This window comes from Desulforudis sp. DRI-14 (assembly GCF_052618305.1).
The window spans coordinates 1-4,548 of record NZ_JBQXEZ010000043.1 but is presented as its reverse complement, the minus strand read 5'-3'; the positions used below and the strand labels follow the sequence as shown (position 1 = coordinate 4,548).

Below are 4,548 nucleotides of genomic sequence, written 5' to 3'. Positions count from 1 at the left end.
TCAGCGAAGTCGCTTGCGGGGATAAACCCAGACCCGAATAGCAAGGGCCGTTTTTTTCAGGGTAGAAAATTCAAAAGGGATTCTTCTGCAGAATCCCTTCAAATCCGGCCGGCGACCGCCTGCCGCCGTTCAATCCGCGGGATCAGGCTTTCGCCTGACACTGCGTTCGAACTTCGGCCTGGGAAGCATCATCACCCGCCCGCACCGACGGCAGCGCAGCCGGAAGTCCACGCCGGTACGCATTATCTCCCATTCGTCTCCTCCGCAGGGATGGAGCTTTTTCAGCCTGACGATATCACCGACCTCGTATTTAGACACGGCTTTCACCCCCGGCATCTCAGAAGTGAGATGTGGGAAGTCGGAAGTGGGAATATAAGTTGGAATTCGCTCTGCAGATTCCTTCAAGTACCCACCTCTGACCTCTCACTTCTCGCTTCAGTCGTTATAAAACGCCTGGTAGGCCCGGTAGGTCATGTACAGATCCACCTTGCTCACCAGTTCAAAAGGCGCGTGCATGCTCAGCACAGGGGGGCCGCAGTCCACGACGTCCATCCCGAAGGCGGCGAGAATGTGGGCTATCGTCCCGCCGCCGCCCTGGTCGACCTTGCCCAGCTCGCCCGTCTGCCACAGGACCCCGTTCCGGTTGAAGAGGGCCCTTATCTCGTAAACAAACTCGGCGTTGGCGTCGTTGGCCGAAAATTTACCTTTCGCGCCCGTGTACTTGGTCAGGCCGACCCCGTAACCGATACGCGCCGCGTTGTACTTATCCAGGACCTCCGCGTAGTTGGGGTCGAGCCCCGCATTCACGTCGCCGGACAAACACTTGGAAGCGCTGAGGGAGCGGCGGAGATCGAGGTCGGAGTAATTTTGCCCGGTCCGCGCCAGGATTTCCGCCACGGTGTTTTCAAAAAACCGCGAGTGCATTCCCGTATTGCCCGCGGAACCGATCTCTTCCTTGTCGACCAGGACCGCCAGACAGGTCCGGCGAGGTCTTTCTACGCCGAGAACGGCCTGCAAAGCGGCGAACGAGCACACCCTGTCGTCCTGCCCGTAGGCCCCGACCAGACCCCTGTCCAGGCCGACATCGCGGGCCGGCCAGGCAGGCACAGCCTCGACCTCGGCGCTGATAAAGTCTTCTTCCTGCAAGCCGTAGGCCGTGAGCAGGTACTCGGCGACGGCCTTCTTTACGGCCTGCTTCTCTTCGTTTTCCTTGCGCCCCGCGGGGATGCTCCCCACGAGCACGTTCAGGTTCTCGCCCGGGAAGGCGTCTTCCAATTTTTTGTCAACCTGGTCCTTGGCCAGGTGGGGCAGGAGGTCGGTGATCGTAAAAACGGGTTCCCCCGGGTGATCGCCGATGCTCAGCTCGTATTTCTCGCCGTCGGCCTTCAGGAAGGTCCCGTACAGGGCCAGCGGGATGGCCAGCCAGTGGTACTTCTTGATGCCGCCGTAGTAGTGCGTTTTGAAAAAGGCCAGGCCTTCCTCCTCGTACAGCGGCTCGGGCTTGAGGTCGAGCCGCGGCGCATCCAGGTGGGTCCCGACGATGCGCAGCCCCCGGACAAGGGGTTCGTCCCCGATAACGCCAAAGATGACCGTCTTATGACGGTTGACGGCATACACCTTGTCCCCCGGCTGCAAGGCCGCGCCTTCGGAAAGAGGGCGGAAACCCCGTTCAACCGCCATGCGTTCGGCTTCAGCCGCAGCAAGCCTTTCGGTCTTGCCCCGGTCCAGGAACTCCTTGTAAGTCTCGGCCAGGGCGAAGGCCGCCTCGCGCTCCGGGGCGGAAATCCTGGGCCAACAGCTGACTTTATTATCGGGCATAAATCTGCATCCTCCTCGCTGATTGATGTCTTTTATATTGTGCGGTGTTGAACCGGAAGCATAAGCGCCAGCAGATAATTAAAAGCGGCCAGGTAGGAAGGCGCGAGCAGCGAGCCGGCAAGGCCCGCGGAAAACGGGGTCGGCGCCGCCGCCCCGCCGGCCGCATCCAAAAGCTGGAGCACGGCCACCAGGGCCATTCCCACCAGAAAACCGCGCAGCAGGCCGAAGAAAAACCCGCCGGCCCGGTCAAGCGGCGCCAGCAGCGGCACGCCCGGGACGGTATTGGCCACCGCCCCGATAACGAGGTTGACGGCCGTGAAAACGAGCAGGAAGGCGATAGCGTTCAGCGCCGCGGACGCCAGGACCGAGGCGAACGCCTGGTTCAAGAAGTTTTGCCCCCCCTGGAAAAACATGAACTGCAGCAGCAAGTCGAGCGGGTTGGCACCGTCCCCCACATTCATCAGGACGGCCGTAACGGGCTCGTGGGGCGGCGGCCCGCCTAGCCGCTCGCTGAAGTACCGGGTGAGCCAACTTCCCAAACCGAAGCTGCGTTCGAGATACTCTCCCACCGGGCGGTAATAGTAATACGCGGCGGCGAAGCTGAAGACCAGGGCCGCCAGCCCGGCCACGCTGCGCATGAGCCCGCGCCAAAAACCGCTAAAGGCGCTTAACCCCAAAATAATGAGAAGGACGGCATCAAGCCAGTTCATTTTTCTCCCTCCGGGAGAAAACAGCATTGAGCATTCAGCGTTAAGCATTCGGATAAGAACCAATCAGCCAAATAGGTGGTCTGAAAGCTGAATGCCTAGTGCTCAGTGCTGATTTTTAGTGCCTATTCTTTAGTCTTTGCCAAAAACCTGCCGCGGAATGAAAGGCGACCGCCGCAAGCAGGACCAATCCGGCATACCCGAACAGGGAATAAATAAAGCCGATCAAATGGGAGAATTTGAAGAACGCCAGGGGCAGCAAGAGCAGCGTGCAACAAATCCCCGCCCGCTTGTAGCGGAGAGTACCCTGGGGGGCGAAACGGCTTACCAGCCCGTGGGCGTTGGCGACAGCCGTCGTGAAGACGGCGATCCAGACGACGACCGAGATGAGCATGCGGCTGTACGGGTGTACCATCCCGGCCACCTGCAAGAGCGGCACCTGGTAGCCGCTCACCAGCGGAAAATAGGTAAGGATGGCGTAGGCGACAAGCGTCGTCGCGCAACCGAGGATCACGCCGCCGAGGACGGCCCCGGCGGCGGCCTCTCTGATGGTGAGGTACCTGCCCAGGGAGGACAGGACAGCAACCGGCACGATCATATTGTAACTGACGTATAAGAGGGCCGAACCCAGCCAAGACGCCGAAATACCATCCGGCCGCGCCAGCGCCGGCGGCGGGGGGCCGTCGTAGAGAAGGACGGCCGCGGCGGATAGGCCGGCCACGAGGATGATCTTCAAGGGAACCAGGACCACGTTAACGGCGACCACACCCGTCAGCCCGTGCAGCAGCACCAGGATGACCAGGGCCGCCAGCAGCATCACACCTCCCCACGTGGGGAGGCCGAATTGCTCGTGCAGCACGGCGCCGCTTCCCGCCATCATCACGGCCAGGCCTCCGGCGAGCATGCACACGCTGGCGGCGTCCATGACCGCGCTCCACCGGCGCCCCAGAAAATAGTCGAAGACCTCGCGGTAGTTCTGCGCCTGCAGCCGCACGGCCGTTACCTGCACCTTGACGCCGAGGCCGGCAAAGGCCGCGATGGTCAGTAAAGCGCCGTACAGTCCCCACCGGCCGTGAACCCCGAAAAACTGCAGGATCTCCTGCCCGGACGCAAAGCCCGCCCCGATGACCGCCCCCACAAAAAGGGCCGCGACCTTGACCGCTCCCCCCTGGCGCACGGCATTCCCTCCCCCCAACATCCTTATGCCGGGGAAAGCGGTTTCTTACTTTCACAGGAATAACACCATCGGTCGGCGGCAATAAATATAGTAGTTTTGCAAAAAGGGGGGGGCCTGGTGCCCGAAGCCCAAGTTTTGCTGCCGATCAGCACCGAGAAAGACCTGGTGCGTTTTCATATGGACGACCCGTTTGCGGCCGCCAAGTTCGCTTCCGAACTAAAAAAGCGCGTTAAGAGGCTGGGCTGTGATACCAACCGCCCCGTCATCCTGCTCTGCATAGGCACGGACCGGTCCACGGGGGATTCCCTGGGCCCGCTCGTCGGGACGCGCTTGAGCCAGTATCGGCCGAACCCCTTCAAGGTTTACGGCACGCTCGAACAGCCGGTGCACGCGACAAACCTGCACGAGACCCTGGACAGAATCCGGGCGGCGCATCCGGAATCCTTTATCATCGCCATCGACGCATGCCTGGGATGCATCGAGAACGTGGGGACGGTAGCGCTCGGAGACGGCGCGCTGAAGCCCGGGGCCGGGGTCAAAAAGGACCTTCCGGAAGTCGGTGACGTGCACGTCACCGGCGTTGTCAACGTCGGGGGCTTCCTGGAATACCTGGTCCTGCAGAACACCCGCCTGAACCTGGTCATGCGCCTCGCCAACATCATCGTTTCGGGTTTGAAGCAATTCGCCGTCGAGCACTACCGCAAAGCAAGAGCCTGAACCAAACAGATGTTAGATGTCAGGTAGCAGGACATCGTTAACATGTTTAGCATTAGCTCGATAATAACCCTTGTTGTTCGGGTCTGGGTTTATCCCCGCAAGCGACTTTGCTGAAAGCTTCGGGCACCG

The 4,548-nt window shown here is 61.0% G+C and carries 5 protein-coding genes; 1 reads left to right on the top strand and 4 read right to left on the bottom strand.

The features are described from left to right. Window positions 1-129: 129 nt before the first annotated feature. From ACUM6F_RS12600 to ACUM6F_RS12585, 4 genes are all read right to left on the bottom strand, one after another. On the bottom strand, window positions 130-318 hold the full coding sequence (locus ACUM6F_RS12600; protein ID WP_425620586.1) for a DUF951 domain-containing protein: 189 nt from the start codon (window positions 316-318) through the stop codon (window positions 130-132). A gap of 117 nt (window positions 319-435) precedes the next feature. Then, on the bottom strand, window positions 436-1,818 hold the full coding sequence (locus ACUM6F_RS12595; protein WP_445349460.1) for an aminopeptidase: 1,383 nt from the start codon (window positions 1,816-1,818) through the stop codon (window positions 436-438). Window positions 1,819-1,850: 32 nt separating this feature from the next. Continuing rightward, on the bottom strand, window positions 1,851-2,528 hold the full coding sequence (locus ACUM6F_RS12590) for a CvpA family protein (protein ID WP_425620588.1): 678 nt from the start codon (window positions 2,526-2,528) through the stop codon (window positions 1,851-1,853). 115 nt (window positions 2,529-2,643) lie between these two features. Further along, the gene (locus tag ACUM6F_RS12585; RefSeq protein ID WP_425620589.1) at window positions 2,644-3,702 is read right to left on the bottom strand and encodes a YkvI family membrane protein; all 1,059 of its coding nucleotides are present in this window, start codon (window positions 3,700-3,702) and stop codon (window positions 2,644-2,646) included. Window positions 3,703-3,819: 117 nt separating this feature from the next. Between ACUM6F_RS12585 and yyaC the strand changes: the two genes are divergently transcribed. Beyond that, a complete protein-coding gene (gene yyaC, locus ACUM6F_RS12580; RefSeq protein ID WP_425620590.1) occupies window positions 3,820-4,419 on the top strand; it encodes a spore protease YyaC in 600 nt (199 codons plus the stop codon). The last annotated feature ends 129 nt before the right edge of the window (window positions 4,420-4,548 follow it).

Coding starts and splice junctions, on each gene's coding strand:
- ACUM6F_RS12595 (WP_445349460.1), bottom strand. CDS start 1,818: ATGCCCGATAATAAAGTCAGCTGTTGGCCCAGGATTTCCGCCCCGGAG.
- ACUM6F_RS12590 (WP_425620588.1), bottom strand. CDS start 2,528: ATGAACTGGCTTGATGCCGTCCTTCTCATTATTTTGGGGTTAAGCGCC.